A 25,955-nucleotide genomic window follows, 5' to 3' on the forward strand; every position below is an offset into this window, starting at 1 on the left:
GATCTCTCTGGTGTTGTCTGCAAGTCTCGTGAACATGATGTCCTGAGGGCTGGGGCGATCAAAGGCGCTATCGAAAGTGATAGGCAGGCTTCAATGCCGAAGATAATCTCAGGCCAGACAGGAAATGGAGAAGTGAAAGGAAAGGGTGGCTTCCGAAGAAGCCACCCAGGCACGATCACATCTTGAACTTGCCGGCATCCGGGCGGTCCTGCGTCCAGTCGCAGGTGTAGCCCTTGGTTTCAGGAACGAACTGGTTCCAGGGGATGGGCGGAATGGCCTTCTCGCTGTCGGAGAGGATCTTGAACTGGCCATCGGGCAGGGCTTCGCCGATCATCACACGCTCAGAGGTGTGATGGTTCGGGAACATCTTGATCTCACCTTGAGGGGCATCAAAGGTGATGCCGATCATGGTCTTCCGAACCTTGTCGAGATCTTCGAAGGTGCCAGCCTTCTCAACGGCGTTCTTCCACAGGTACACCATGTTGTAGGCGGACTCTGCAGGGTCACCCACCACACGGTCAGCCCCATAGGCCGCTTGGAAGTCGGCAACGAACTTCTTCGAAGCCGGTGTATCCAGGCTCATGAAGTAGTTCCACGCGGCGAAGGTGCCGGTGGTGTACTCAGGGCCGATCTGGCGGATTTCCTCTTCTGCGATCGAGAAGGACATGATCGGGTACTTGGCCGGATCGATGCCTGCAGCCTTGAACTGCTTGAACAGGGCGACGTTGGAGTCACCGTTCAAGGTGTTGATGATGATGCCACCATCAGGGAAGGCTTTCTTGATCTTGGCGATGATCGGCGCCACCTCGGTGTTGCCTAGGGGGATGTAATCCTCGCCGACGGTTTCGCCGCCGAGCGCCTTCATCTGCTCCTTGATGATGGTGTTGGCGGTGCGGGGGTAGACGTAGTCAGAACCGACCAGGTAGACCTTCTTGCCCAGCTTTTCGCCGTACTGTTTCATCAGCCAATCCACCGCAGGCTCGGCCTGCTGGTTGGGAACGGCGCCGGTGTAGAAGATGTTGCGGGAGCACTCCTGACCCTCATATTGAATGGGGTAGAAGAGCATATGGTTCTTGGACTCATACACCGGCAGCATGGCTTTGCGGCTGGCGGAGGTCCAGCCGCCGAACACCACGGCCACGTTGTCGGAGTCGATCAGCTTCTGCGACTTCTCAGCGAAGGTGGGCCAGTCAGATGCACCGTCTTCAATGACGGGAACGATTTTGTAGGACTTGCCGCCAACTTTGACGCCGCCAGCATCATTGATTTCCTTGATAGCCATTTCTTCGACCTCTTTCAGGGTCGTCTCAGAAATTGCCATCGTTCCACTCAGAGAGTGAAGAATGCCAACCTTCACTTCTCCGTCGAAAGAACCAGCGCTATCCCCACCGCCACCGCCCCCGCAGGCGACGAGGGATACCGTGATCGCAGTTGCAGCAAGACCGGCAACCAGCCGCCTCGAGAAATACGGAACCATTGGGCCTGTTCAAGGTGAAGAAATTGCCGCAGTGCTGACGGCATTGCGGAACATACGGAGCCGGTCTTGTCAGTCCTGTCGCCAAAGGCACAGAAACGGCTGAAGAGCCCCTGTGCACGGGCTTTTTGGGTATTGCTTCCCCCTTTGCCGCCGCCACTGTGTTGATTCCCTGTTCAGCCTCCAGGGGCGGTTCGCCGTCTCATGTCTGTACACGCCGCAGCCGCTGCCGAGCGCCGGCTCCGATGGCAACGATCAGAGCGAAGACCCGGGAGCGGGAAGTTGCCGGCAAAGAAAACGTTCCACCGCATCAAGGCCTTCGCCACTGCGCAGATTTGTGAAGCACCAGGGGCGATCACCGCGCATGCGGCGGGTGTCCGCCTCCATCACTTCGAGGCTCGCTCCCACCATCGGCGCCAGGTCGATCTTGTTGATCACGAGCAGATCAGAACGGGTGATGCCCGGCCCGCCTTTGCGGGGGATTTTGTCGCCGGCCGCCACATCGATCACATAGATGCAGAGGTCCACCAGTTCGGGGCTGAAGCTGGCCGCCAGATTGTCGCCACCGCTCTCCACCAGCACCAGGTCGAGATCCGGAAACCTCTCCTCCAGGTCTTCCACCGCCGCCCGGTTGATCGAGCAGTCTTCGCGGATGGCGGTGTGGGGGCAGCCACCGGTTTCCACCCCGCGGATCCGTTCCGGCTCCAGCGCGCCGGCACGGGTCAGGAACTGGGCGTCTTCCTGGGTATAGATGTCGTTGGTCACCACGGCCAACTGCAGCCGTTCGCGCAGCCGCCGGCACAGGGCTTCCACCAGGGCTGTCTTGCCCGAGCCCACCGGTCCGGCCACGCCGACACGCAGCTTGCTCATGGCGTTGCTTCAGACGAGTGGGCGCAATCCTGCCACCGGTGCCCAGCTACGCCTCCCCTCAACTTCTGAACAGCCGTGAGTAGAGCTCGGCGTGCCCCAGCTGGGCCAGCCCCGCGCCCACACCGCCTGACCACATCGTGTGCGGGTCGGTGTGGGCCAGCTCTGCGGCCCGCTGCGCCAGCAGCGGTGCCAGGCGCAGCTGCAGCCCCTGTCCCTGGGTGGGGCCGATCGGCACCAGCCGCACCGCCGCGCTGATCTGACTGGCCACCCAGGCATAGAGGTAGGCCTCCACCAGGTCGGTGCTGGGAACACCCAGGCAGTGGCCGGCCCAGGCCCAGGCCGCCGGCCAGGCCAGCCCCTGCGCCGATGCGGATGCCGCAGAGGTGGTGGCCGCCCCCTGGCCCGCGTCGGCCGGTAGCCGCCAACCCAGTTCGCCCAGCAACTGGGTGAGGGAACGGCCCATCTGGCGCTGCTGGGCGCGCACCTCCGGGGCTTCCCGCAGGGCCAGCAGCCAGCCGTCGAGATCGTGCACGGCGCTCCATTGCCCTGCCGCCATGGCCTGCAGCAGCGGCGCCAGGGCCGCTGCCTCCACGCCCAGCGTCCCCCGCTGCAGTTCCGCCGCCAGCCAGCCGTGCAGCGCCTCGGCGGAGTTGATCCGGCCTTGCTGCACCAGCACTTCCAGACCCTCCGAATAGCTGAACGCCCCCACCGGCAGCGCCGGACTGATCAGCTGGAACAACAGCAACCGGGTCGGCGCCGCGCCGGCCTGGGCTGGGGGCTCAGTGCGCATGCCCGCCCTTGCCGGCATAGGCGCCCGGTTCCGGCCGGAACGGTGCGTCGAGGTGGAGAACGGCCAAGCCGCGGTGGCGCAGCAGTTCCTCCAGCACCGGATCTTCCAGCAGGCGCAGCTCGCCCGGGTGCAGCTCCAGCGCCACATGGCGGTTGCCGAGGTGATAAGCGGCCTGCAGCAGCTGGAGGGAGTCGGCGCTGCGGGCCAGCAGCAACGGCTCCGGAGCCGCTTCCACCTGCACCACCACGCCGCTCTCACTGCTGTTCAGCCACTCGCCGGGTTCGAGCGCTTCACCGCGCGGCAGCTGCAGCAGCAGATCCTCGCCGCAGGTGGTGCGGCGATGGCCGCGCAGCCCCTCGCGCTGCTGGGCGCTGAGCGGCAGCCGCAGGCTGGAGGGGGCGTCGGGCGGGGCGCTCAGGCGCCGGTCAAGGACGATCATGCGCGCCACCATGGCCATGGGCAGGGGCGAGAAATGTGACGACCGCTACCTGATGACCACCGCTTCGCTCTCAGCATCGCCCCACCGCCCCTTCCCCTCCTGGCCCACGTCATCGTTGCGGATCCGCCCCCATCCACCAGCAGCTGGCGTGGTGAGGCCAGTCTTCGCTTCGCCCTCTCGCCCTCGGCGCCGCTCACCCTGCACCAGGGGGGAGCCACCTCGCCGCTGAAGATCCAACGCGCCTTCAGCCGCGCCGATGGCCGCTGTGAGTTGCCCTTGCTGCACACCGCCGGCGGCCTGGTGGGCGGCGATCAGCTGGCGATCGACACCCGGCTGGAGGCCGGCAGCCGGGCCCTGGTCACCAGCGTGGCGGCGCAGAAGGTCTATGGCTCGATCGGCCGCTCCCGCCTGGCGCCTGAGGGCCAGTGGGCGCGGCAGTTGCTGGCGTTCCGCCTGGAAGACGGTGCCGATCTCGAATGGCTGCCCCAGGAGCTGGTGCTGTACGCCGGCGCGCTCTACGAGCAGGACAGCCGGGTGGAGCTGGCGGCTGGAGCCAGCTGGCTGGGCGCCGAAGTGGTGCGGCTCGGCCGCAGCGCCGATGGTGAATCCCTCGGCGCCGGTCGCTGGCGCTCCTCGTTGGCGATCCGCCGCGAAGGGTGCTGGAGCGTGGTCGATCGGCTGGAGCTGGGCGGCGGGAGCCTCGATCACGCCCACGGGCTGGGCGGTGCTCCGGTCTTCGGCAGCCTCGTGTGGGCGGCGCCGGCGCCGGTGAGCGAGGAGCTGCTGCTGCGCTGCCGCGACGACCGCCAGGGTCTGGTGGGGGAGATGGCCTGCGGCCGCCTCGATCAGGGCCTGGTGGCCCGCTACCGGGGCCCTTCCACCCAGGCGGCCCGCTACTGGTTCACGCGCCTCTGGGCGCGCATTCGCGCTGAACGGGGGCTGGCGCCGCCCCAGCTGCCGCGGGTGTGGCCGTTCCAGGAGTCGCCGTTCGGCTGAGCCGGCGGTGTCAGGGCGCTGTGGCGCCGGTTTCCAGCTCCAGGCCGGCGCGGCTGAGGTTCCAGCGGTGGACGGACACCGCCAGGGCAGTGCGGGCCAGCTGCAGATCCCGCTGGGTGATCATCACCTCCAGGATCGGGCTGATGCCGGCGCGATAGCGCAACTCGGCATCGCGAACCGCCAGCTCACCGGCACGGGCGGCGGCGGCGGCAGCGGTGATCTGAGCGGCGGTGGCGCGGTGGGTCTGCCACCAGGTTTCCACGTTCTGAATGATTGCCTGCTCGGCGCTGGCGATGGCGATTTGCTGCTGCTCCACCTGCCGTTGCGCCACGGCGGTGGCGGCCCGGGCGCTGCCGCCGTCGAACAGGGGCTGGCGCAGGCTGATCAGGGCGCCCCAGTCGTAGAAGCTGCCCGACTGGCTGGCGCCGGCGCTCTGTTGCGGCAAGGCGGCGCTGGGGCCCGAGGAAAGCCCCACGGTGGTGCTGGTCGACAGCACCGGCAGGTTGATCCGGTTGGCATTGATGCCGCCCCCGAGCAACAGCCCCACCGACGGCAGCCGCGCGGCCCTGGCCAGCTGCACCTGGGCCAGCTGGGCCTGGCGCTGCTGCTCCAGCGCGGCGAGGCTGGGGCGATCCAGCAGTGAGCGGCGGATCGTGCTGGGCAGGTCCTGTCCCCAGGCCGGTCCGGGCTGCAGGCGATCTGTGGCGGCCACGGCCTGATCCGCAGGCAGAGCCAGCAGCCGCGCCAGCCCGCTGCGGCTGATTTCCACCTGGGCTTCGGCCTCTGCCAGGCCGCGCCGGTCGTTCTCGAGCAAGGCCTCGGCCTGGGCGCTGTCGCTGCGGCTGGCCAGGCCGCGGGCCCGGATGGCGTTCACGTCCCGGCGCAGCCGCGTGGACACGTCCAGCGACCGCTGCCACACCGGGATCAATGCATCGGCGAGCTGCAGATGGAGATAGGCGGCGGTGATGGCGAAGCGACTGATCCGCTGCTGCTCCATTTGCTGCGACTGTGCGGCCGCCAGGTTGGCCCTGGCGGCATCCCTGAGCGGGCCACGGCGAAAATCGATCAGCGGATAACTGAGCGCCAGAGCGAGATTGCCGAAGGCGTTCTGCACCACCGCATACCCCTGGCTGCCCAGGTTGAGGTTGAGGTCGCCGATGGTGGAGACATTGCTGATGAAGTTGATGTCGGTGCCCACCTGGGCGTAGGTGCCCAGGCCCAGCAGATCCAGCTTCGGCAGGAAGGCGCTGCTGGCCAGTGCCACGAGCGAGCGGTTCTGCTCGATGGCCACCGCGGCGCTCTGCAGCGGCAGCGAACGCTCCAGCCCCAGGGCCAGCGCCTGCTCGAGGCTGAGGCGCAGCACGGCCGGAGGCGGGCCTGGTGTGGCCGCTGTGGCTGGCATGGCCACGGTGGCCGTCAGCAGCGGCCAGGCGATGGCCCACCAGGCGATCTGGCCTCGGCAGCTGCGGCCAACCAATCGACACCACCGGACGTGGCGCGTACCCTACGTGCTCCTTTCGGTGGTGCCCTTCGGGCCTGTGGCGAATGCCCGAAGCGCCGGCCAGCACCACCACGGCGCCAGCGCCGCTGTTGCCCCGACTGCTGCCGATCGCGGCCGTGAGTGCCCTGGCGCTGACCTGGGCCTTCGCCCCCGGGGTGCCTGTGCTGGTGCATGGCGGCGCCCTGCTGATGGAGCCGGACAGCCGCGCCGGCGTCTATGCCCGCTCCGCCGGCCAGATTCAGCGCCTGGCGGCGGAGGTGGGGGCGCCGCTGCGTCAGGGCCAGCTGCTGGCCACGATCAATCGGGTTGATCAGGCGGCACCGGGGGGCGGCTGGGTGGCGGCCAACCCTGAGGCGATCCGGCGCCAGAACCAGGCGATCGATCTCCAGCAGCAGGCGATGCGCAGCCAGATCGACACCCTGCGCACAAGCAATCAGCCGATCGGCCAACAGCTCGCCGCCCTCGAATCGCTGCGGCGCGACGAGGTGATTCCGCGCTACAGCCCGCTCTGGGTGGGCGCTCAGGACCTCTACCTGCGCAACCGGAGCCAGATCCGTGCCCTGGAAGGTCAGATCGCCCAGCTGGAGGCCGGCCGCGCCGAACTGCAGGCCCAGCTGGTCAGTCAGCAGGTGTTCTCCCCCCGCGCCGGCACGCTGTTGTCGCTGCTGGTGGCCCCGGGGCAGGCGGTGGTTCCGGGCCAGCGGATCGCGGTAGTCGGAGCCCCTCCGCAGGCGGTGTCACGCCACCGCACCGCCATCACCCTGCTCACCGAGGCCGACGCCAGCCGCCTGCGGCCCGGAGCCCGGGTCCAGGTGGAACCCCAGCTTCAGAGTCGTGACCGCTACGGCGGCACCGCGCAGCGCTACGGCGCGCTGACGGGCCGCATCCGTTCGTTGTCACCGATCTCCCTGGATGCCGAAGCGCTCACCCATGTGCTGGGCGACAGCGATCTGGCGGCCAGCCTGGCGGCCCGCAGCCGCCAGGAGGCCTTCGGGGAAGGCGGCGATCCGCTCGCCACCCTGGGCAACAAGGTCACCGCGCCGGTGATGCTGGTGCTGGTGGATCTGCAGCCGGCCGCCACCCCCAGCGGCCTGCGCTGGAGCGGTGGCAACGGCCCCGATCTTGAGCTTGAGAACGGCACACCGGCCCTGGCCCGGGTTGAACTGGAGCGGCGTCCGCTGGTCAGCTTCGTGCTGCCGTTTCTGCGCTGGCTGGGGGGGACCGAGCGATGAGCAACCCCCGCGTTGAGGCCGTCGCCGCCCGCGCCCGCCGCCGCCCGTTGCGGCAGTCGCTGGTCCCCTGGCTGGCGCCCTGGGCGGCCCCGGCCCCGTGGCTGGCCCTGCTGTTGCTGGCGCTGGCGGCCGCCAGCAGCCCGCCCCGGCTGTGGTTCTGGGTGGCTCTGCTGGGGGTGGTGCTGCTGGTGGGTTGGATCCAGGCCCTCGGCGGCCGGCCTCGGTGACCGGCGCCGCAGCCCCGCTGCCCTCGCGGGGCCTGCGTGCCGCCCTGGTGATCGCCCAGGCCAGCGGCTTCACCGCGGCGCTGGCGGCCGGCCTGGGCCTCGACAGCGGCGCGGCCGCCTACGGGGTGATCGTGGCGGCGCTGGTGGTGCGTCCGGATTTCAGCCGCTGGCCCCTGCCCGTGTACCCGGTGCTGGTGGGGCTGAGCGGCCTTTCGATGGCGATCGGGCTGCTGATCGGTGAGGCCTTCGCCGGAGCGCCGGAGGTGTTCGTGTTCGGCCTGGTGGCCGCGCTCATGCAGGTGCTGATGCTGCTGTTGCCCGGCGCGTTGCGGCCGCTCGGCAACGTGCTCGCCATCACCGGTGTGCTGCCGCTGCTGAACGCCACCAGCAGCTGGCTGAGCCTGGGCAACGAACTGGCCGCCATCGCGCTCGGGCTCGTGGTCGGCAGTGTCGTGCAGGTGGTGTGGAGTCCGGCGGGGCACCAGGCGCCAGCGGAGGAGCCTGAGCCGGCTGCCGCCGACCCGCCGCTGGCCGCGCGCCTGGCGGCGGGTCTGGCCTCGCCGTTCTTCTGGCGCAAGCTGGTTGTGGCCGTACTGGCGTTGCCGATCGGGGAAGGCCTCGGCGCCGTCGCCCCCAAATACCTCTATTTCGGCGTGGTGCTGCTGCTCAACGACAGCCTCGGCGCCACCCTGGCCCGGGTGCGCGATCGCATGGTGGGAGTCAGCCTCGGTGTGCTGATGCCGCTGCTGGTGTTTGACAGCTTTGGCCTCAGCCCGCTCAGCACCGCCGTGGTCATGGGCGGAACCGCGGCGCTGGTGGTGGCGCTGCAGGGCGAGGCGTACCTGCGCACCGCGCTGATTTCCAGCGGGGTGGCCTTTGTCGGTTACGGACCGCTGGTGGCCTGGTACATCCCCCACCGCTGGCTGGATTACCTGCTGGGCTCCGCTTTGGCTGTGGTGGCAGGCCTGCTGTTCCGGCCCACCTCCGCACTGCAGCAATACCGCGCCCTGCTGCGCCGGAGCCCGGTTGCGCAGGACGCTGCCCGGCGGCTGTATCCGGCGGCGCTGGAGGAGGCCCGCTGGACGGGGCAGGTGCCTCCCGCCTTGCCCCCTGTGCCGAGGCCGCCTGCGCAGGCAACACCGGTGGGGCCATGACCGACGCCGCTGCCGGCGCTGCGAACGTTCCTGCTGAACCTGCTCCAGCCCCGCGCCGCTGCAAGAGTGTGGCCGGCAATCGCGTCCCCCATGCATCTCACCCCCCAGGAGAAGGACAAGCTCCTGATCGTCACCGCGGCCCTGCTGGCGGAACGGCGCCTGGGTCGCGGTCTCAAGCTCAACCACCCCGAAGCCGTGGCCTGGCTCAGCTTTCAGGTGCTGGAAGGCGCCCGCGATGGCAAGAGCGTGGCCGCGCTGATGGAGGAGGGCAGCACCTGGCTCCGGCGTGACCAGGTGATGGAGGGCGTTCCCGAACTGATTCCTGAGGTGCAGATGGAGGCCACCTTCCCCGACGGCACCAAGCTCGTCACCCTCCACGACCCGATCCGCTGATCCCCCCTGATCGCTCCGCCTGCATGTCTCCTCTGATCCCTGGCGAACTGCTGCCGGAGCCCGGTAGCCACGAACTCAACGCCGGCCGGCCCGTCACCACGCTCAATGTGGCCAACCGCGGCGACCGCCCGGTGCAGGTGGGCTCCCACTTCCATTTCTATGAAGCCAACGACGCGCTGGTGTTCGACCGCGACAGTGCCCGTGGCCAGCGGCTCGACATCCCGGCCGGCACGGCGATCCGCTTCGAGCCCGGTGATCAGCGGGAGGTGCAGCTGATCCCCCTGGCCGGCGCGCGCCGGGTCTTCGGCTTCAACGGCCTGGTCAACGGCCCGCTCGACTGAAGCGGCGCCACCAGCGCGCGCTGCCCTTGCCCTGCGACGGCCACCCCGGCCACCCCCCACCGTCCTCCTCGACTTTCCTCAGCCATGCCCTATCGGATGGATCGGCGGGCCTACGCCGAAACCTATGGCCCCACCACCGGCGATCGGCTGCGGCTGGCCGACACCGAGCTGTTCCTCGAGGTGGAGAAGGATTTCACCACCTACGGGGAAGAGGTGAAGTTCGGCGGCGGCAAGGTGATCCGCGACGGCATGGGTCAGGCCCAGACCCCCCGCTCCGGGGGGGCCGTGGACACCGTGATCACCAATGCTCTGATCCTCGACTGGTGGGGGATCGTCAAGGCCGATGTGGGCCTGCGCGACGGCCGCATCTGCGCGATCGGCAAGGCGGGCAACCCCGACATCACCGATGGGGTGACGATCGTCATCGGTCCCGGTACCGAGGCGATCGCCGGCGAGGGCCACATCCTCACCGCCGGCGGCATCGACACCCACATTCATTTCATCTGTCCGCAGCAGGTGGAAACCGCTCTGGCCAGCGGGGTCACCACCCTGCTCGGTGGCGGCACCGGCCCGGCCACGGGCTCCAACGCCACCACCTGCACCCCCGGCGCCTTCCACATGGCCCGCATGCTGCAGGCCGCCGAGGGGCTGCCGGTGAACCTGGGCTTCTTCGGCAAGGGCAACGCCAGCACCCCCGAGGCGCTCGAGGAGCAGATCCGTGCCGGTGCCGTCACCCTCAAGCTCCACGAAGACTGGGGCACCACCCCCGCCGCCATCGACTGCTGCCTGTCCGTGGCGGATCGCTTCGACATCCAGGTGGCGATCCACTCCGACACCCTCAACGAAGCAGGGTTCGTGGAGGACACGATCCGCGCCATCGGCGGCCGCACCATCCACACCTTCCACACCGAAGGCGCTGGCGGCGGCCACGCGCCGGACATCATCCGCATCTGCGGCGAAGCCAACGTGCTGCCCAGCTCCACCAACCCGACGCGCCCCTACACGCGCAACACCCTGGAGGAGCACCTCGACATGCTGATGGTGTGCCACCACCTCGATCCCTCGATCCCGGAGGATGTGGCCTTCGCCGAATCGCGCATCCGCCGCGAAACGATCGCCGCCGAAGACATCCTCCACGACATCGGCGCCTTCTCGCTGATCGCCAGCGATTCCCAGGCCATGGGCCGCGTCGGCGAGGTGATCACGCGCACCTTCCAGACCGCCCACAAGATGAAGGTGCAGCGGGGAGCCCTGCCGGGCGACTCGGAGCGCAACGACAACACCCGCCTCAAGCGCTACATCGCCAAGGTCACGATCAACCCGGCGATCGTGCACGGCCTTGACAGCCAGATCGGTTCGGTGGAGGTGGGCAAGCTGGCGGATCTGGTGCTCTGGAAGCCGGGTTTCTTCGGGGTCAAGCCGGAGATGGTGATCAAGGGCGGCTCGATCGTCTGGGCCCAGATGGGCGATGCCAACGCCTCGATCCCCACCCCCGGCCCGGTGCATGGCCGGCCGATGTTCGCCGCCTTCGGCAAGGCCCTGGCCCCCAGCTGCCTCACCTTCCTCTCCCAGGCCGCCCTCGATGACGACCTGCCCAGAAAGCTGGGCCTCGAGCGGCCCTGCGTGCCGGTGGTGAACACCCGCGGCATCGGCAAGGCCGAGATGCGCAACAACACGGCCCTGCCGAAGGTGGAGGTGGATCCCCAGACCTACGAAGTGTTCGCCGATGGGGAGCTGCTCACCTGCGAACCCGCCGACGTGCTGCCGATGGCGCAGCGTTATTTCCTGCTCTGAGCGTTGGATTCACTGCCAGGGCCGATCAGGGCGGGCCGGAGCCGCGGCCGGCCGGGCCTGATCGGTAGCAACCATGACGGGTCGGCCCCGCGCCGCTGTTCATGATTGAGCCCGATGCGGCTGCCCATGTTCACCGACTACAAGCCCGCAAAGGGCTACGACGAATATTTCAGCGCCTCTTCCCAGCCCCGCTCCGCCCTGCGGCCCCTGCTCTCGTCCCTGGGCCAGCTGGGCATCGAAGAGATCAACCGCAACCACGCGGCCGCCGGCATGCTGCTCAAGCGCCTGGGGGCCACCTTTCGTCTCAATGGCTCCGGTGAGCAGGGCGGCGAGCGGATCCTGCCCTTCGACCCCCTGCCGCGGCTGATCCGCGCGGGCGAATGGCAGCGCCTGGAGAAGGGCCTGATTCAGCGCCTCGAAGCGATCGACTGCTTCCTCGCCGACGTTTACAGCGACCAGAAGATCCTCAACGACGGTGTCATCCCCCGCGCCGACGTGATCAGCTCCCATGGCTGGCGCCCGCAGATGGCGGGGTTCAAGCCGCCGCTGGATCGCTGGTGCCACGTGTCCGGCCTCGATCTGATCCGTGACGGCAAGGGCACCTGGCGGGTGCTGGAAGACAACCTCCGCTGCCCCTCGGGCGTGGCCTACTTCCTGGAAAACCGCCGCGTGATGAAGCGGATGTTCCCCAGCCTGTTCTCCGGGCCCACGGTGCAGCCGATCGACGATTACCCCTCCCATCTGCTCCAGACCCTGCGGGAACTGGCCCCCTGGACCGACACTCCCTCGGTGGTGCTGCTCACCCCGGGCGTGTTCAACAGCGCCTATTTCGAGCACAGCTACCTGGCCCAGCAGATGGGCATCCAGCTGGTGGAGGGCCGCGATCTGGTCTGCGAGGGCAACCGGGTGTGGATGCGCAGCACCGCCGGGCTCGAGCCGGTGGATGTGATCTACCGCCGGATCGACGACGACTTCCTCGATCCGGCCGTGTTCCGCAGCGATTCGATGCTGGGCGTGCGTGGGCTGATGGAGGCCTATGCCGCCGGCCGGGTGGCGATCGCCAACGCGCCGGGCACCGGCGTCGCCGACGACAAGCTGATCTACGCCTACGTACCGGACATGATCCGCTACTACCTGGCGGAGGAGCCGATCATCGAGAACGTTCCCACCTACATCTGCGCCCGGCCCGAGGATCAGGCCTATGTGCTGGCCCACCTCAAGGACCTGGTGGTGAAAGCGGTGGGAGAAGCCGGGGGCTACGGCATGCTGATCGGCCCGCACGCCGATCCGGCCGAGATCCTCGCCTTCGCCGACAAGATCAAGGCCGATCCCCGCAACTTCATCGCCCAGCCCACCCTGGAGCTCTCCACCGTGCCCTCGCTCAGCGAAGGCGAGCTCTACCCCTGCCACGTCGATCTGCGGCCCTACGTGCTGCGGGGCAAGGGGGCCTGGGTGAGCCCGGGCGGCCTCACCCGGGTGGCGCTGCGCCGCGGCTCGCTGGTGGTCAACTCGTCGCAGGGCGGAGGATGCAAGGACACCTGGATCGTGGATGAGACCTCATGCTGAGCCGCGTCGCCGATTCCCTCTACTGGATCAACCGGTACGTCGAGCGGGCCGAGAACATCTCCCGCTTCCTTGAAGTGAGCGAGGCGATGGCGCTCGACTGCCCGCCGGGCAGCGCCGAACCCTGGCTGCCGTTGATCGATGCCAGCGGCGACCGCGAGCTGTTCGACCGCCTCTACCCCGATGGTGGCCCCACCGATGTGGTGCGCTTCCTGGTGCGCGAGCCGGACAATCCGAGCAGCATCGTCAACTGCATCGCCACCGCCCGCGAGAACGCCCGCCAGATCCGCGAGGTGATCACCACGGAGATGTGGGAGCAGATCAACGACCTCTATCTCACACTCAAGGAAAGCGACCATTTCTGGCGCCTGCCGGCCCAGGAGCAGCTGCACGAGGTGCGCCGGGCCTGCCAGCTGTTCTATGGCGTCACCGATGCCACGCTCAGCCGCGATCTCTCCTGGCAGTTCAGCAAGCTGGGGCGCCTGGTGGAGCGCGCCGACAAGACCAGCCGCATCCTTGATGTGAAGTACTTCCTGCTGCTGCCGAGCCCGGAAGAGGTGGGCGGCGTGCTCGATGAACTGCAGTGGATCTCCCTGCTGCGCTCGGCCGGGGCCTATCAGATGTTCCGCCAGTCGCAGCAGCGGGCGATCGAGCCCAAGGCGGTGGCGGCCTTCCTGCTGCTCGATCCGATCTTCCCCCGCTCGGTGCGGTATTGCCTCGAAGGCCTCAGCAAGTCGCTGCGGGTGATCCGCGGCAACCCGGTGCCCGGCCCGCCCGACGACCTGGAATGCCTCTCCGGTCTGATGCTGGCCAACTGGAGCTACGTGCGCATCGACGAGCTGATCGGGCGTGGCCTGCATGAAGCGATCGACCAGTTCCAGAGTGATCTCAACCACCTGCATGGTCTGATCAGCGACCGCTACTTCGTCACCGTCACCCACGCCTCCCCGTCGCCGGCCTGCGTGCAGTCGGGCGCTGTCGAGGCCCAGTCGATGGCCTCCTCCAGCGCCTCGGCTGTGCCCCCGCCACCCCTGCCCACCGCCTCCTCCCCGGCATGCGCGCCCGCGTAACCCATACCCTTTCGTATCGCTACAGCGCGCCGGTCCAGCTGGGTCCCCATCGCCTCTGCCTGCGGCCCCGGGCCCACGGGTTCCAGCGTCTGGTGAGTTTCGAGCTGTTCTTCTCGCCCGATCCCCACCGGCTGCATCTGCTGGTGGCTGCCAGCGGTGATGACGTGCTGCGGGCCCGCTTCGCGGGCAGCACGGACAGCTTCGAGATCCGCGCCACCAGTGAGGTGGACACCCAGATGCCGCCCCTGCTGCAGGCCTGCCTGGAGGAGAACGAGCCCCTGCTGCCCTATCCGGTGGGCCTGCTGAACAGCGACCTCAAGGGCTCCCTCGATGGCTGGCTGCCCAATGGCCAGCACGAGCCGGCGGCGGTGGAGCTGGCCCAGGAGGCGTTGATGGGCAGCGACCAGCGGGCGCTGATGTTCCTGCAGCAGCTGGTGGAGATGATCCAGGACCGGGTCAAGTACACCCAGCGGCATGTCGGGCCGGCCTGGCCCGCTGGCCGCACGCTCAAAGAGCGGGTGGGCTCCTGCCGTGATCTGGCCGTGCTGATGATCGAGGCCTGTCGCTGCGTGGGCCTGCCCGCCCGTTTTGTTAGCGGCTATCACCTGGTGGAGCCCAGGCCGCAGCGCTACGACCTGCATGCCTGGGCGGAGGTGTATCTGCCCGGTGCCGGTTGGCGGGGCTTCGATCCCAGCGGCCAGGGGGCCATCGACGACCGCTACATCCCCCTGGCCACCTCCTCCAAGTCCGGCCTTACCGCGGCGGTGTCGGGAAGCTTCTCCGGACCACCCGGCGTGAAAAGCGAACTCAGTTGGGCGATCACCGCCGATGTGCTGAGCGAGGAACACACCGTGCCGAACCTGCTGCAACTCTGATCCCGCCTTAATTCCGGCCGCAGTCACGGCCAGGTGTCCCTGGCGCGGCAAACGGAAAATGAACCTGAATTGGTAACCGTTGGCGCAGCATCAGGGCCACAGTCCGCAGCATGAAGGTCCGATTGCTGATAAGCACCCCATGGCCGCCACCACAGCACCCCCCGCTGACCGCGACTACTTCTCTTCTGCGGATGGTCGGGCGCTGGCGGAGGGCATCCGCCGCCACCTGTTCTCCAGCCTGGCCAAGTCGCCATCGTTGGCCACCCGCCACGACTACTACCGCGCCCTGGCGCTGGCGGTGCGTGACCAGCTGCTGCACAACTGGGTCGACACCGCCGAGGCCTACACCCAGGAAGGGGTGCGTACCGTCAGCTACCTCTCCGCCGAGTACCTGCTTGGCCCACACCTCGACAACAACCTGGTGAACCTGGGGTTGCGCGAGGCGGCCAAGGATGCCTGCGACGAACTTGGTGTCGACCTTGAGGAGCTGATCGCCGAGGAGCCCGAACCGGGCCTGGGCAACGGCGGCCTCGGCCGCCTGGCGGCCTGCTTCCAGGAATCGTTGGCCAGCCTGGAGCTGCCTGCGATCGGTTACGGCATCCGCTACGAGTTCGGCATTTTCCGCCAGCAGATCAGCAACGGCTGGCAGGTGGAGAGCACCGATCCCTGGCTGGCGCAGAGCAACCCCTGGGAGGTGATTCGCCCCGAGTGGACCTACCCGGTGCAGATCGGCCAGCATGTGGTGCTGGGCGTCGCCTACGACACGCCGATCCTTGGCTATGGCGTCAAGACCACCAACACGCTGCGGCTGTGGTCGGCGCAGGCCCCGGAGGCCTTCGATTTCGCTTCCTTCAACGCCGGTGACTACACCCGCGCGGTGCTGCAGAAGGTGGAGTCGGAAACGCTCTCCAAGGTGCTGTATCCCAACGACGAGCTTGAACAGGGCAAGCGCCTGCGGCTCAGCCAGCAGATCTTCTTCGTGAGCTGCTCCCTGCAGGACATGTTCCGCATCCTCAAGGGGCAGGGTCTGCCGGTCACCGAGTTCCACCACAAGTTCGCGGTGCAGCTCAACGACACCCACCCGGCCATCGCCGTGGCCGAGCTGATGCGGCTGCTGATCGATGAGCACGGCGCCGACTGGGACACCGCCTGGTCGATCACCACCGCCAGCGTGAACTACACGAACCACACACTGCTGCCTGAGGCGCTCGAGACCTGGGGGCTGGAGCTGTTCGCCCAGCTGCTGCCCCGCCAGCTCGAGATCATCTACGAAATCAACGCCCGCTTCCTGCGCATGGTGCGCATCCGCTACCCGGGCCAGCCCGAGCTGCTGGAGCGGCTGTCGCTGATCCAGGAGGGGCCCCAGCGCAAGGTGCGGATGGCGAACCTGGCGGTGGTGGGCAGCCAGAAGGTGAACGGGGTGGCGGAGCTGCACAGCGACCTGGTGCAGTCGCAGCTGTTCCCCGAGTTCGCCGATCTCTGGCCCGATCGCTTCACCAACGTCACCAACGGCGTCACACCCCGCCGCTGGATCGCGGTGGCCAATCCGTTTCTCTCCGGCCTGCTCGACGAGACGATCGGCCGCGGCTGGCGGCGGGATCTGGCCGAGCTCAAGGGCCTCGAGGCCCATGCCGATGACGGTGCCTTCCTGGAGCGCTGGCGCAGCGTGCGCGACCAGGCCAAGCAGCGGCTGGCCGCCACCATCCACCACGACCTTGGCGTGCTGGTGGACCCCTCGTCGCTGTTCGACGTCCAGGTGAAGCGGATCCACGAGTACAAGCGCCAGCACCTGGCCGCGCTGCAGATCGTGGAGCGCTACCTGCGGCTGCGCAACGGTGAGGACCTGCCGCCCCGCACCTTCATCTTCGGGGGCAAGGCGGCGCCGGGCTACCACATGGCCAAGCTGATCATCCGGCTGATCGGCGGCATCGCCGAGATCGTGAACATGGACCCGGCCATGGACGGCCGCATGCGGGTGGTCTTCCTGCCCAACTTCAGTGTCAGCCTCGGCCAGAAGGTCTATCCCGCTGTGGACCTCTCCGAGCAGATCTCCACCGCCGGCAAGGAGGCCTCCGGCACCGGCAACATGAAGATGGCGCTCAACGGCGCCGTCACGATCGGCACCCTCGATGGCGCCAACGTGGAAATCCGCGAGCTGGTGGGACACGAGAACTTCTTCCTGTTCGGCCACACCGCCGAGCAGATCGAATCGCTCAACCGCAACGGCTACCACCCGATGCCCTGGCTGGAGAACGATCCGATCGCCCGCGAAGCGATCGAGCTGATCGGCTCGGGCCACTTCAGCGAAGGCGACCGCGACCTCTTCCACCCGCTGCTGGCCAACCTCTGCGGCAGCGATCCGTTCCGGGTGATGGCCGACATGGGCGACTACCGCCGCGCCCATAACGCCGTCGATCAGGCCTGGCAGAACCCCGCCAGCTGGAGCCGCATGTCGGTGCTGAACACAGCCCGCTGCGGCTTCTTCTCTTCCGACCGCTCGATCGCCGAGTACGCCGAACGCATCTGGAAGGTGGCGCCGGTGCCGATCAATGCCTGCACCGTGATTCCTGCCAGCCTGCGGACTACCCCTCACTGACCATGCCCGTCACCCCCGCGTCTGCGCCCGCCGACTCCCTGCAACGGCCCGCGCCCCCTCCCCTGACTTCCACCCCCGGCTGGATGGCGGCCACGGCCGTTGAAGCGGAGCACCGGCTGCAGGCCGCGGGCCTCCACCTCACCCTGGGCGGTGAACCCACCTACGTGCCGCTCAAGCCCGAAGGGGCCGAATGGTCGGTCACCGCCGATGGGCCCACCAAGCTGGCCTACGCCCATGGCCTGGCAGCGGAGATTCAGCGCCGCACCTGGCCCGGCAGCACCTTGATGTACTGCCCGGGCAAGCGCTACGACGGCGAGGTGAACCCGCGCTGGGCGCTGCGGTTGATCACCGGCCTCGATGGCCTGCCCCTGGTGCGCTGGCCCCAGGACGCTGCGGCGGGGCGCCCACCGGCGTTCGGTGCGCCCTTCTGCCTGCCTCCCCTGCCGCGCAAACGCGCCAAGGCCTTTCTGGAGGCCGTCGGCTCGGCCCTGGGCTGCGCCTTCAAGCCACTCAAGCTCAAGGATCCCCTCGCCCCCGACAACCGCGTCTGGGCGGTGCCGCTCTGCCACCACGCCGAGGCCAGCGAGGACGGCGAGCCCGCGGGTTGGCAGGCGGCCGAGTGGAGCCTCGCCAAGCGGCTCTGCCGCCTGCTGCCGGCCCCCGGTCCGGCCGGGCTGCGCCTGCCGCTTGTGCATTTCCCCGAGGGGGTGCTGCGTCAGGTGCTGACGCTGGAGATCCGCGATGACAGCTGGAACCTCTTTCTGCCGCCGCTGGCGCGCGAGCCCCTGCTCGAGCTGCTGACGGTGATCGCCGCCGCCAGCGCGGGCTGGAGCCAGCCCGAACTCAGCGGCATGCTGCCTGTTGATGTGGACGGCCAGTGGCAGGTGCTTGGCCTCACCGCCGACCCCGGCGTGCTGGAGGTCAACCTGCCGGTGTGCCACGGCTGGGCCGACTACGCCGGCTGGATGCAGACCCTGGCCGAGGCGGGCGTGGCGGTGGGCCTCTGCAGCTCGAAGGGTGAGGGCCTGGAGCAGCAGGGCACCGGCGGTGGCAACCACCTGCTCTGGGGCGGCGCCAGCCTTGAGGCCAACCCGTTCTTCAGCCGGCCAGCCTGGCTGGTGGGGATCCTGCGCTTCTGGCAGCACCATCCCAGCCTCTCCTATCTCTTCAGCAACAGCTCGGTGGGCCCGTCCTCCCAGGCGCCGCGGCTCGATGAGGGCAGTGCCAGCCCCTTCGATCTCCGACTGGCCCACAGCGCCCTGGAGCAGTTGCCCGAGGGCGATCAGCGGGTGCTGATCAGTGAAACCCTGCGCCACCTCCATGCCGACCGCAGCGGCAACACCCACCGCAGCGAAATCAGCTTCGACAAGTTCTGGAACCCCGCCTGGCCTAGCGGCTGCCAGGGTCTGATCGAATTCCGGGCGATCGAGGCCCTGCCCAGGGCGGAGTGGGCCGCGGCGATCGCCCTGCTCTGGAGCGCGCTGGCGGCGCACCTGCTGGATCCGATCCACCGCCCCACCGAGCTGATCACCTTCAACGAGCACCTCCACGATGAGGCGCTACTGCCCCATGCGCTCTGGAGCGATCTGCAGGAGGTGCTGCAGCAGCTGGATGCCGACGGTCTCGACATGCAGCCCGAGCCCTACCGGCAGATCTGGAACTGGCGCTTCCCCTTGCTGCTCTCCTGGGAGCAGCAGGGCGCCCGGCTGGAGATCCGCCGTGCCCTGGAGCCCTGGCCGCTGCTGTGCGACACCCCGGCGGAGGGCGGCACCACCAGCCGCTTCGTCGACAGCTCCCTGCAGCGCCTGGAACTGCGGGCGAACGAGGCGTTCCTCGCCTCCTACCGGCTGCGCCTCTGCGGCCGCGACCTGCCGCTCGCGGACGGCTGGCTGGGGATCCGCTACCGCCACAGCAGCCTGTTCCCTTCCCTGCATCCCTGCATCCCGAACCAGTTGCCCCTGCAGCTGGAGATCCTCGCGGCAGGCAGCGGGGAGCGGCTGGTCTGCTTCCGCCGCGATGGTGAGCCGCATCACTTCGTGCCCGATCCTGAGCCCCTCGAGCCGCTGGCGGCGCCGGCCTGGCCGTTGCCGGAGCCCGGCCTGCGCACCATCGACCTCCGCCTGGGTTGAAGCGCCCCCGAGGGGCGAGGCGGCTGGCCATCGCTGCCGATCAGTAGTGTCCGAAAGCACACCCAGCCTTTGCAATGGCCGCGCTTCTGATCACCGGTGGGGCAGGCTTCATCGGCAGTCACCTCTGTGTGCTGCTGCTGCAGCTGGGCCATCGCCTGGTGGTGCTCGACGACTTCTCCAACAGCTCCCCGGAAGCCCTGCGCCGGGTCGAGGAACTGGCGGGGGCGCCGCTGCATCTGATCCAGGGCGACATCCGTGATCCGGCCGCCCTGGAACGGGCGTTCGCCGCCGCAGCGATCGAGGCCGTGATCCATCTGGCGGGTTGCAAGGCGGTGGGGGAGTCGGTAGCCGACCCGCTGCGCTACTGGGATGTGAACGTGGGCGGCAGCGTGCGGTTGCTGGCGGCCATGCGCCAGGCCGGTTGCCGCACGATCGTGTTCAGCAGCAGCGCCACGCTGTATGGCTTCACCAGCGTGGTGCCGATCCCCGAATCCGCGCCGGTGGCACCGGTGAACCCTTACGGCGAAACCAAGGCCGCAGTGGAGCGCCTGCTGGCCGATGTGGCGGCCAGCGAACCCGGCTGGCGGGTGGCCCTGCTGCGCTACTTCAACCCCTGTGGCGCCCATCCCAGCGGCCGCATCGGCGAAGACCCCGGCGGCCTGCCCAACAACCTCTTCCCCTTCGTGAGCCAGGTGGCGATCGGCCGGCGGCCCTTCCTGCGCGTCTTCGGCGGTGACTGGCCCACGGCCGATGGCACCGGCGTGCGCGACTACATCCACGTCATGGACCTGGCCGACGGCCATCGCGCGGCCCTTGAGGTGCTGCTGGCAGAAGCTCCCCAGCGCCTTACCCTCAACCTCGGCAGCGGTGCGGGGCATTCGGTGCTGGAGGTGGTGCGCGCCTATGAGCGGGCCAGCGGACGGCCGATCGCCTACCGCATCGAAGAGCGTCGGCCTGGGGATGTGGCGGTGTCGGTGGCGGATCCCGCCCTGGCGGCCGAGCGGCTGGGCTGGCGCACCGAGCGTGGCCTGGACGTTATCTGCCGGGACGGCTGGGCCTGGCAGTCGGCCAATCCGGCGGGGTATGGCCCCGGTTAAGCGTCAGCTGGCCGCCTGGGCGATGCCGCGGTGGGGGGCGTCGGTGCGGCCGTAGACGTCATCGAAGCGCACGATGTCGTCTTCGCCGAGATAGGGGCCGCTCTGCACCTCGATCATCTCCACGGCGATCTTGCCGGGGTTCGACAGCCGGTGCTTCGAGCCGAGCGGGATGTAGGTGCTCTGGTTCTCGCCCACCATCTCCTGGAGGCCGTCTTTCTCCACCACGGCGGTGCCCTTCACCACCACCCAGTGCTCGGCGCGGTGGTGGTGCATCTGCAGCGACAGCGAAGCGCCCGGTTTCACCAGGATCTTCTTCACCTGCCAGCGCTCTCCCTCCACAACGCCGTCGTAGTGGCCCCATGGGCGGTAGATGCGGCGATGGGCCTTGCCTTCCGAGGCGCCCGCCGCCTCCAGCTGGTTGACGATCATCTTGACGTCCTGGGCCCGGTCGCGGTGGGCCACCAGCACCGCATCGTCGGTTTCGACCACCACCAGATCATCGACGCCGAGGCCCACCACCAGCCGGTGCTCGCTGCGCAGATAGCAGTTGCGCGACCCCTCGCTGATCACCCGGCCACGCAGCACGTTGCCCGAGGCATCCCGCTCGCCGGTGTCCCACAGGGCGCTCCAGCTACCCACATCGCTCCAGCCCGCCTCCAGCGGCAGCACCGAACCGAGCGCCGTGCGCTCCATCACGGCCACGTCGATGGCCAGGCTGGGGCAGCTGGCAAAGGATTCCTGCTCCAGACGCAGGAAATCCAGGTCGGCGGAATCCTGCTCCAGGGCGGCGCGGCAGGCGCTCACGAGTTCGGGGGTGAGCCGCTCCAGCTCGGCCAGGATGGCGCTGGCCTTGAACAGGAACATGCCGCTGTTCCAGGTGAAGCGTCCCGAGGCGAAGAACTGCTCGGCGGTGGCCCGGTCGGGCTTCTCCACGAAGCGGGCGATCGGCACCGGCTCCAGAGGGCCGGCGGCGGCTCCGTTTGTGGGCGCAGCGGCGAAGGGCAGGGCCGCCTCGATGTAGCCGTAGCCGGTTTCAGGCGCGGTGGGCACGATGCCGAAGGTCACCAGGCGGCCGGCCGCGGCGGCGGGACGACCCGCCGTGATCGCCGCGCGGAAGGCGGCGCCGTCGCGGATCACGTGATCGGCGGCCAGCACCAGCAGCAGCGGATCCTCACCGCGGGCGGTGGCCTGCAGGGCGGCCACGGCGATCGCCGGCGCGGTGTTGCGCCCCACCGGCTCCAGCAGGATCGCGGCTGGATCCACGCCGATCTGGCGCATCTGCTCGGCCACGATGAAGCGGTGGTCTTCGTTGCAGACCAGCAAGGGCGGCGCCAGCTGGGGCAGGCCCTCCAGCCGTTGCTGGGTCTGCTGCAGCAGGGTGGTGTCGTCGCTGCCGGCCAGCGCCCAGTACTGCTTCGGGTAGGAGGCGCGCGAGAGCGGCCAGAGCCGCGTGCCTGTCCCTCCGCAGAGAATCACCGGCACGAGAAACGCGATCTCTGAGCTCATGGTCGGAGAAGAGACCGGATAGGCACGCAGTTTATGGAGGTGGTCAGGGATCCAGCAAACCCGGCGGCGGTGTGATTTCCAGCCACCCTTCGCTGACCTCCACCCGCGGCACGATCGGTGTCACGAAGGGGATCAGCACCCGCCGCCCCTCGCTCAGCCTCACCTCCAGCAGGTCATTCCCGGCGTGGATCAGGTCGACGACGGTGCCGATTGGCGTGCCGCCGGGCGCCAGCCGCACCTCCAGCCCCTGCAGATCGAACAGGTGAAACTCCCCGTCGGCCAGCGGCGGGCGGTCACTCGCCTCCACCAGCAGGTCGTGCTGCACGATCGCCTCCGCCGCTGAGCGGTTGCCGATCCCCTCCAGCCGCACCACGAACAGCTCCCGCCCCGGCAGCTGACGGCCACTGAGCAGGCGCACAGGCCGGGGAGGCTCCTGCTGCTTCCGCAGCCAGCGGGGCCCCGGGCGGGTGAAGCGCTCCGGGAAATCGGTGCGCGGCAGCACGCGCAGCTCCCCTTCCAGGCCCTGGGCGGCCACGATCCGCCCCACCACCAGCCAGGGATCGGCCGCAGGGGCCTCCTGCGGCGGCAGGTCAGCCCCATCACGGCGCGGTGGTGCCCCTTTTGCCATCCCCGCTCGCCTGCATCAGCCTCGATAATGGCGCCACCCCTTCAGACCACCGATGGCTGTCAGCGCGCTGCCGATCCTGCCCGGGTCCACCGTGGTGGTCCGCGACCCACGCTCGATCTACAACGGCTACCGCGGCTTCGTGCAGCGCCTCAGCGGCAAGCAGGTGGCGGTGCTGTTCGAGGGCGGCAATTGGGACAAGCTGGTGACCCTGCCCCTCAGCAGCCTGGAGCCGGCCTGAGCGCTTCGGCGCCCTGCTCCAGTTCCAGCACCCTGAGTGCCGCGCTGGCCGCCTGCTGTTCGGCCTCGCGGCGCGAACGGCCCCAGCCTTCGCCCAGAGGTGATGCGGCGGCGTAGCTGGCCACCACCACGGCGCTGCGGAAGCGGCGCGGATCGCCATGCCCCTGGCTGCACTCTTCACAGCTGTAGGCGGGCAGACCCAGCCCCCGCGCCTGGGTCCATTCCTGCAGGGCCTGCTTCCAGTTGTGGCGGTGCGGATCGGCCAGCAGCGCCGCGATGCTCTCCGACCAGTGGGGGGAGAGCCAGCGGTGCACCGGCTCCAGGGTTCCCCAGGTTTCGTAGAGCGCGCCGATCAGGGCTTCACAGGCCTCGGCGCGGATCGTGCGCCGCGCTGCGGCATCCCCGGCCGCCATGGCGCCAAGCCGCACCACCGCATCGATCCCGCAGCGATCGCCCAGGTCCGCCAGCCAGCGGTCGCTGACGATCTGGGCCCGCAGCTCCGAACGCGCGCCCACGCTCAGCTGCGGGTGTAGGCGCTGCAGGTGCTCGGAGGCGGCCAGCCGCAGCACCGCATCGCCGAGAAACTCCAGCCGCTCATGGTTGCGCGCCAGGCCGGCGGAGGTGTGGGTGAGGGCCTCATCGATCGAAGCCAGACCCGACAGGCCCGTGCTGGGCTCCTCCAGCCCCAGGCTGGCCAGGTAGGCCAGCAGCTGGCGCTGCCGGCGGGGGCTCAGCGTTGGGCCTCGGGGCGTCATCGTCAGGGGGTGAAAGCAGGACGTAAGCCGGGTTCTGTTCCGTTCCGCCGGAGCGGACCGGGGCGGTCATCTATCTGGGACCGTTGTTACCAACGGCCTCGAGCGGCACACATGAAGCGGGACGGGTGTCATGGCCAACCCTTGTCCCTCGGCCTTGCTCCCGGCCGGGGTTTACCGAGCCAGCACCTCTCGATGCTGCTGGTGCGCTCTTACCGCACCTTTGCACCCTTGCCTGTGCCCGGTGGGCGAACCCCCCTGAGCCATCGGCGGTGTGTTTCTGTGGCACTCTCCTCACGGTCACCCGCACTGGGCGTTACCCAGCAAGCCTGGCCATTCGGGAGCCCGGACTTTCCTCAACCGGGCCCGGCGCCCGGCCCGAAGACCGAAACGCTGCCCCGATTGCGACCACCTCGCCTGCTTTCGTGGTCCATCATGCCCGCGTGGGCGGAGCTCATAATGGGCCGCAAGGGGCTGTAGCTCAGCCGGATAGAGCGACGGTTTCCTAAACCGTAGGTCGTGGGTTCGAGTCCCGCCAGCCCCGTGCCTCCTGAACGCAGCCGAAGCAAGGGCTCGTGTGCTGCCTGCGACCCGGGAAGCGCATGGGCGCCAGGCGTGGCCATCCGATTCCGACCGCCGCCGGTAGTTACTGAGCGGTTCAGCACGGGCCGGGGGATGGGGCCGCGCTCAACCAACCCATTGCGCAGCAACCTTGTGACGAAGAGAACCAGGCAGCGAGTGCTGGTGGTGTGCACCGGCAATTCGGCGCGCAGCATCATGGCGGAAGCCCTGTTTCAGGCTCTCGGTCAGGGGGCCGTTGAGGTCGCCAGCGCCGGCAGTGCCCCCACCGGGCGGGTCCATCCGCTGGCGCTGGAGCAGATCAGCCGCCTGCCCGTCGACCCCGGCCAGTTCACCAGCAAGAGCCTGGCGGCGGTGCTGGAGGCGTCGGCCGACCCGTTTGATCTGGTGATCACCGTGTGCGATCACGCGGCCCGTCACTGCGACCCGCTGCCAGCCGACACCACGCGGCTGCATTGGGGGCTGCCCGACCCTGCTGCGCACACAGAGATGGAAGAAGCCAGAACGGCCTTCTCCGCCTGCTTCGACGTGCTGGCCCAGCGGATCGGCGACCTGCTGGGCAGCGATCTGGTCCGACGGAGCCAGGGCGTTGATCGACGTGAGGTGTCCGAATGGCTCAGCTGAGCGGCAGAAGCGGCGGATTTCTCTTGATCTCAAGCCTCTGATGGGCCCAACGGGATTCGCCCACAGAACCAGGCAGGCGTTATCTGAGTGGTTGTCCTGTTTTTCATCGCCCGATTACATCTGCAAGCGCAAAGATGGAACTGCCGCCCATGAACCACTGCACTCTTTGCCCTTCTGTGGCCTGCTCGGTCAACATCGAAGGTGTTGGGTCTTGATATGGCAGCGCTGCTGAAGCCAACCAGAAGGAGCTGATCGGGGTGGCGACGAGCGCTGCAGGGAAGAGAAGGAGGGGGATGCCTCTTGTGGGTTTCGTGTGGCGCTGACACTGCCGCTCAGTGGCAGGCATGGACTTCACATCGCAAGCACGGAATCAATGGAGGCCTGTCAACTCGAAGAGCGGGATATCCGCTCCTCTATGCCATGACACTTCTCTGAAGTGCTTCCTGGGCGAGCGTGTTGAGACTCTTTCCTTGCACCTCCGCAGCCATCGCTAATTTCTCGTGTAGTTCAGGCGGTATCCGAAAATTGAACTTGCCTGAAAAGCTTCTACGGGGCTCGATACCTTGTTCCTTGCAGACCTCAAGAAAAACGTCCAATGACTTTCTGAACTCACGGCGAAGCTCATCTGGGCTAGAACCATAGAAATCCGCTCCTCCAGAAAGCCCAAGAATTTCCCCTCGAAATTGATCTGTTTCCTCGTCGTACTCAATCTTGGCGTGGTAGCCATCTACTTTCATGAGATTCATGGTGACACTCCGTGCTCTTCAAGCCATTTGCGGATTGAAGCAACAGCACCCTTGTCTGTATCGGGCGATGGATGGGGGCGGTGGAAGACCCTGACTTCGCCAAACAGAACGACCACGACTCGGCTGCCCGCCCTCTCACTGACATCCCCACCGAGCTCCTGAAACAGGGCTTCGATGTCCCTCCACGGCAAGCTGCCGCTTACAGGACGGGAGAAGATCAGCTCAAGGGTGCGCTGGTGCTTCCGCTTCGTTCCAGCATGGTACTGCCGATTGGTACCAAGCGCGGTTGTTGGCCAACGGCTTCCTGGATGCGGATAGCGCCCACGTTCATGTGCGTTTGAG

25 protein-coding genes, 1 tRNA gene and 1 other RNA gene are annotated in these 25,955 nt (G+C 68.3%); 16 read left to right on the top strand and 11 right to left on the bottom strand.

Going from position 1 to position 25,955, the window contains the following annotated elements; genetic code table 11:
• Nucleotides 1–175: 175 nt before the first annotated feature.
• The 4 genes from urtA to ureE form a co-directional block, all read right to left on the bottom strand.
• The gene (gene urtA / locus KBZ19_RS08240; protein WP_255100558.1) at nt 176–1,477 is read right to left on the bottom strand and encodes an urea ABC transporter substrate-binding protein; all 1,302 of its coding nucleotides are present in this window, start codon (nt 1,475–1,477) and stop codon (nt 176–178) included.
• 252 nt (nt 1,478–1,729) lie between these two features.
• A complete protein-coding gene (gene ureG, locus KBZ19_RS08245; RefSeq protein WP_094513883.1) occupies nt 1,730–2,344 on the bottom strand; it encodes an urease accessory protein UreG in 615 nt (204 codons plus the stop codon).
• Between the two features lie 58 nt (nt 2,345–2,402).
• Nucleotides 2,403–3,134 carry an urease accessory protein UreF gene (locus tag KBZ19_RS08250; RefSeq protein ID WP_255100559.1) on the bottom strand — a complete coding sequence of 244 codons (732 nt, stop codon included), beginning with the start codon at nt 3,132–3,134 and terminating at the stop codon, nt 2,403–2,405.
• The gene (gene ureE / locus KBZ19_RS08255; protein WP_255100560.1) at nt 3,124–3,573 is read right to left on the bottom strand and encodes an urease accessory protein UreE; all 450 of its coding nucleotides are present in this window, start codon (nt 3,571–3,573) and stop codon (nt 3,124–3,126) included. Before ureE ends, KBZ19_RS08250 begins: the two co-directional genes overlap by 11 nt.
• A 111-nt stretch (nt 3,574–3,684) precedes the next feature.
• Here ureE and KBZ19_RS08260 point away from each other — a divergent pair, with 111 nt between their 5' ends.
• Nucleotides 3,685–4,569 carry an urease accessory protein UreD gene (locus tag KBZ19_RS08260; protein ID WP_399220128.1) on the top strand — a complete coding sequence of 295 codons (885 nt, stop codon included), beginning with the start codon at nt 3,685–3,687 and terminating at the stop codon, nt 4,567–4,569.
• 10 nt (nt 4,570–4,579) lie between these two features.
• Here KBZ19_RS08260 and KBZ19_RS08265 read toward each other — a convergent pair whose 3' ends face one another.
• The gene (locus KBZ19_RS08265; protein WP_255100561.1) at nt 4,580–5,971 is read right to left on the bottom strand and encodes a TolC family protein; all 1,392 of its coding nucleotides are present in this window, start codon (nt 5,969–5,971) and stop codon (nt 4,580–4,582) included.
• A gap of 143 nt (nt 5,972–6,114) precedes the next feature.
• Here KBZ19_RS08265 and KBZ19_RS15215 point away from each other — a divergent pair, with 143 nt between their 5' ends.
• The 12 genes from KBZ19_RS15215 to galE all read left to right on the top strand — a co-directional run bounded on the left by KBZ19_RS15215 (nt 6,115) and on the right by galE (nt 20,541).
• The gene (locus KBZ19_RS15215; RefSeq protein WP_399220117.1) at nt 6,115–7,302 is read left to right on the top strand and encodes a hypothetical protein; all 1,188 of its coding nucleotides are present in this window, start codon (nt 6,115–6,117) and stop codon (nt 7,300–7,302) included.
• Entirely contained in the window at nt 7,299–7,529 is a 231-nt protein-coding gene (locus tag KBZ19_RS08275; RefSeq protein ID WP_233133080.1) for a hypothetical protein, read from the top strand. Before KBZ19_RS15215 ends, KBZ19_RS08275 begins: the two co-directional genes overlap by 4 nt.
• Complete coding sequence (locus KBZ19_RS08280; protein WP_255100562.1) at nt 7,496–8,683, top strand: FUSC family protein; 1,188 nt, start codon at nt 7,496–7,498, stop codon at nt 8,681–8,683. Before KBZ19_RS08275 ends, KBZ19_RS08280 begins: the two co-directional genes overlap by 34 nt.
• A gap of 90 nt (nt 8,684–8,773) precedes the next feature.
• Complete coding sequence (locus KBZ19_RS08285; protein WP_094513867.1) at nt 8,774–9,076, top strand: urease subunit gamma; 303 nt, start codon at nt 8,774–8,776, stop codon at nt 9,074–9,076.
• A 23-nt stretch (nt 9,077–9,099) separates the two neighbouring features.
• Nucleotides 9,100–9,417 (top strand): urease subunit beta, encoded by a 318-nt coding sequence (locus tag KBZ19_RS08290; protein ID WP_094513865.1) that lies wholly within the window; start codon nt 9,100–9,102, stop codon nt 9,415–9,417.
• Nucleotides 9,418–9,501: 84 nt separating this feature from the next.
• Complete coding sequence (ureC, locus tag KBZ19_RS08295; RefSeq protein WP_255100563.1) at nt 9,502–11,211, top strand: urease subunit alpha; 1,710 nt, start codon at nt 9,502–9,504, stop codon at nt 11,209–11,211.
• 126 nt (nt 11,212–11,337) lie between these two features.
• The gene (locus tag KBZ19_RS08300) at nt 11,338–12,777 is read left to right on the top strand and encodes a circularly permuted type 2 ATP-grasp protein (protein ID WP_255100715.1); all 1,440 of its coding nucleotides are present in this window, start codon (nt 11,338–11,340) and stop codon (nt 12,775–12,777) included.
• Entirely contained in the window at nt 12,771–13,844 is a 1,074-nt protein-coding gene (locus tag KBZ19_RS08305; protein ID WP_094513859.1) for an alpha-E domain-containing protein, read from the top strand. The genes KBZ19_RS08300 and KBZ19_RS08305 overlap by 7 nt, the downstream gene beginning before the upstream one ends.
• Complete coding sequence (locus tag KBZ19_RS08310) at nt 13,829–14,719, top strand: transglutaminase family protein (protein ID WP_255100564.1); 891 nt, start codon at nt 13,829–13,831, stop codon at nt 14,717–14,719. Before KBZ19_RS08305 ends, KBZ19_RS08310 begins: the two co-directional genes overlap by 16 nt.
• A gap of 139 nt (nt 14,720–14,858) precedes the next feature.
• Nucleotides 14,859–17,315 carry a glycogen/starch/alpha-glucan phosphorylase gene (locus KBZ19_RS08315; protein ID WP_094513854.1) on the top strand — a complete coding sequence of 819 codons (2,457 nt, stop codon included), beginning with the start codon at nt 14,859–14,861 and terminating at the stop codon, nt 17,313–17,315.
• 2 nt (nt 17,316–17,317) lie between these two features.
• Nucleotides 17,318–19,444, top strand: a complete 2,127-nt coding sequence (locus tag KBZ19_RS08320; protein ID WP_255100565.1) for a transglutaminase family protein — start codon at nt 17,318–17,320, stop codon at nt 19,442–19,444.
• A 74-nt stretch (nt 19,445–19,518) separates the two neighbouring features.
• Entirely contained in the window at nt 19,519–20,541 is a 1,023-nt protein-coding gene (gene galE / locus KBZ19_RS08325; protein WP_094513846.1) for a UDP-glucose 4-epimerase GalE, read from the top strand.
• A gap of 3 nt (nt 20,542–20,544) precedes the next feature.
• Here galE and KBZ19_RS08330 read toward each other — a convergent pair whose 3' ends face one another.
• Together KBZ19_RS08330 and rimM are read right to left on the bottom strand one after the other, a co-directional pair.
• The gene (locus tag KBZ19_RS08330) at nt 20,545–22,047 is read right to left on the bottom strand and encodes a mannose-1-phosphate guanylyltransferase/mannose-6-phosphate isomerase (RefSeq protein ID WP_094513842.1); all 1,503 of its coding nucleotides are present in this window, start codon (nt 22,045–22,047) and stop codon (nt 20,545–20,547) included.
• Nucleotides 22,048–22,090: 43 nt separating this feature from the next.
• Nucleotides 22,091–22,675, bottom strand: a complete 585-nt coding sequence (gene rimM, locus KBZ19_RS08335) for a ribosome maturation factor RimM (protein ID WP_094513839.1) — start codon at nt 22,673–22,675, stop codon at nt 22,091–22,093.
• 52 nt (nt 22,676–22,727) lie between these two features.
• Between rimM and KBZ19_RS08340 the strand changes: the two genes are divergently transcribed.
• A complete protein-coding gene (locus tag KBZ19_RS08340; RefSeq protein ID WP_255100566.1) occupies nt 22,728–22,913 on the top strand; it encodes an NAD(P)H dehydrogenase subunit NdhS in 186 nt (61 codons plus the stop codon).
• On the opposite strand, the gene rnc is transcribed toward KBZ19_RS08340, so the two are convergent.
• Nucleotides 22,891–23,667, bottom strand: a complete 777-nt coding sequence (gene rnc / locus KBZ19_RS08345) for a ribonuclease III (RefSeq protein ID WP_255100567.1) — start codon at nt 23,665–23,667, stop codon at nt 22,891–22,893. The two genes, KBZ19_RS08340 and rnc, sit on opposite strands and share 23 nt — an antisense overlap.
• A 7-nt stretch (nt 23,668–23,674) precedes the next feature.
• Nucleotides 23,675–24,089: RNase P RNA component class A (gene rnpB / locus KBZ19_RS08350), an RNA gene on the bottom strand.
• A gap of 45 nt (nt 24,090–24,134) precedes the next feature.
• Between rnpB and KBZ19_RS08355 the strand changes: the two genes are divergently transcribed.
• Nucleotides 24,135–24,208 (top strand) — tRNA-Arg (locus tag KBZ19_RS08355).
• A gap of 131 nt (nt 24,209–24,339) precedes the next feature.
• Nucleotides 24,340–24,867 carry an arsenate reductase ArsC gene (locus tag KBZ19_RS08360; RefSeq protein WP_255100568.1) on the top strand — a complete coding sequence of 176 codons (528 nt, stop codon included), beginning with the start codon at nt 24,340–24,342 and terminating at the stop codon, nt 24,865–24,867.
• Between the two features lie 413 nt (nt 24,868–25,280).
• Here KBZ19_RS08360 and KBZ19_RS08365 read toward each other — a convergent pair whose 3' ends face one another.
• Together KBZ19_RS08365 and KBZ19_RS08370 are read right to left on the bottom strand one after the other, a co-directional pair.
• A complete protein-coding gene (locus KBZ19_RS08365; protein WP_255100569.1) occupies nt 25,281–25,613 on the bottom strand; it encodes a type II toxin-antitoxin system HicB family antitoxin in 333 nt (110 codons plus the stop codon).
• A complete protein-coding gene (locus KBZ19_RS08370; protein ID WP_255100570.1) occupies nt 25,610–25,804 on the bottom strand; it encodes a type II toxin-antitoxin system HicA family toxin in 195 nt (64 codons plus the stop codon). Before KBZ19_RS08370 ends, KBZ19_RS08365 begins: the two co-directional genes overlap by 4 nt.
• Nucleotides 25,805–25,955: the final 151 nt, after the last annotated feature.

Source organism: Synechococcus sp. L2F (assembly GCF_024345695.1).
Taxonomy (GTDB): domain Bacteria; phylum Cyanobacteriota; class Cyanobacteriia; order PCC-6307; family Cyanobiaceae; genus MW101C3.

Excerpts from the sequence above, each read along its gene's own strand:
- urtA (WP_255100558.1), bottom strand. The coding sequence starts at position 1,477 with ATGGTTCCGTATTTCTCGAGGCGGCTGGTTGCCGGTCTTGCTGCAACT.
- ureG (WP_094513883.1), bottom strand. The coding sequence starts at position 2,344 with ATGAGCAAGCTGCGTGTCGGCGTGGCCGGACCGGTGGGCTCGGGCAAG.
- KBZ19_RS08250 (WP_255100559.1), bottom strand. The coding sequence starts at position 3,134 with ATGCGCACTGAGCCCCCAGCCCAGGCCGGCGCGGCGCCGACCCGGTTG.
- ureE (WP_255100560.1), bottom strand. The coding sequence starts at position 3,573 with ATGATCGTCCTTGACCGGCGCCTGAGCGCCCCGCCCGACGCCCCCTCC.
- KBZ19_RS08265 (WP_255100561.1), bottom strand. The coding sequence starts at position 5,971 with ATGCCAGCCACAGCGGCCACACCAGGCCCGCCTCCGGCCGTGCTGCGC.
- KBZ19_RS15215 (WP_399220117.1), top strand. The coding sequence starts at position 6,115 with ATGCCCGAAGCGCCGGCCAGCACCACCACGGCGCCAGCGCCGCTGTTG.
- KBZ19_RS08275 (WP_233133080.1), top strand. The coding sequence starts at position 7,299 with ATGAGCAACCCCCGCGTTGAGGCCGTCGCCGCCCGCGCCCGCCGCCGC.
- KBZ19_RS08285 (WP_094513867.1), top strand. The coding sequence starts at position 8,774 with ATGCATCTCACCCCCCAGGAGAAGGACAAGCTCCTGATCGTCACCGCG.
- KBZ19_RS08290 (WP_094513865.1), top strand. The coding sequence starts at position 9,100 with ATGTCTCCTCTGATCCCTGGCGAACTGCTGCCGGAGCCCGGTAGCCAC.
- ureC (WP_255100563.1), top strand. The coding sequence starts at position 9,502 with ATGCCCTATCGGATGGATCGGCGGGCCTACGCCGAAACCTATGGCCCC.
- KBZ19_RS08300 (WP_255100715.1), top strand. The coding sequence starts at position 11,338 with ATGTTCACCGACTACAAGCCCGCAAAGGGCTACGACGAATATTTCAGC.
- KBZ19_RS08305 (WP_094513859.1), top strand. The coding sequence starts at position 12,771 with ATGCTGAGCCGCGTCGCCGATTCCCTCTACTGGATCAACCGGTACGTC.
- KBZ19_RS08310 (WP_255100564.1), top strand. The coding sequence starts at position 13,829 with ATGCGCGCCCGCGTAACCCATACCCTTTCGTATCGCTACAGCGCGCCG.
- KBZ19_RS08315 (WP_094513854.1), top strand. The coding sequence starts at position 14,859 with ATGGCCGCCACCACAGCACCCCCCGCTGACCGCGACTACTTCTCTTCT.
- KBZ19_RS08320 (WP_255100565.1), top strand. The coding sequence starts at position 17,318 with ATGCCCGTCACCCCCGCGTCTGCGCCCGCCGACTCCCTGCAACGGCCC.
- galE (WP_094513846.1), top strand. The coding sequence starts at position 19,519 with ATGGCCGCGCTTCTGATCACCGGTGGGGCAGGCTTCATCGGCAGTCAC.
- KBZ19_RS08330 (WP_094513842.1), bottom strand. The coding sequence starts at position 22,047 with ATGAGCTCAGAGATCGCGTTTCTCGTGCCGGTGATTCTCTGCGGAGGG.
- rimM (WP_094513839.1), bottom strand. The coding sequence starts at position 22,675 with ATGGCAAAAGGGGCACCACCGCGCCGTGATGGGGCTGACCTGCCGCCG.
- KBZ19_RS08340 (WP_255100566.1), top strand. The coding sequence starts at position 22,728 with ATGGCTGTCAGCGCGCTGCCGATCCTGCCCGGGTCCACCGTGGTGGTC.
- rnc (WP_255100567.1), bottom strand. The coding sequence starts at position 23,667 with ATGACGCCCCGAGGCCCAACGCTGAGCCCCCGCCGGCAGCGCCAGCTG.
- KBZ19_RS08360 (WP_255100568.1), top strand. The coding sequence starts at position 24,340 with ATGGGGCCGCGCTCAACCAACCCATTGCGCAGCAACCTTGTGACGAAG.
- KBZ19_RS08365 (WP_255100569.1), bottom strand. The coding sequence starts at position 25,613 with ATGAATCTCATGAAAGTAGATGGCTACCACGCCAAGATTGAGTACGAC.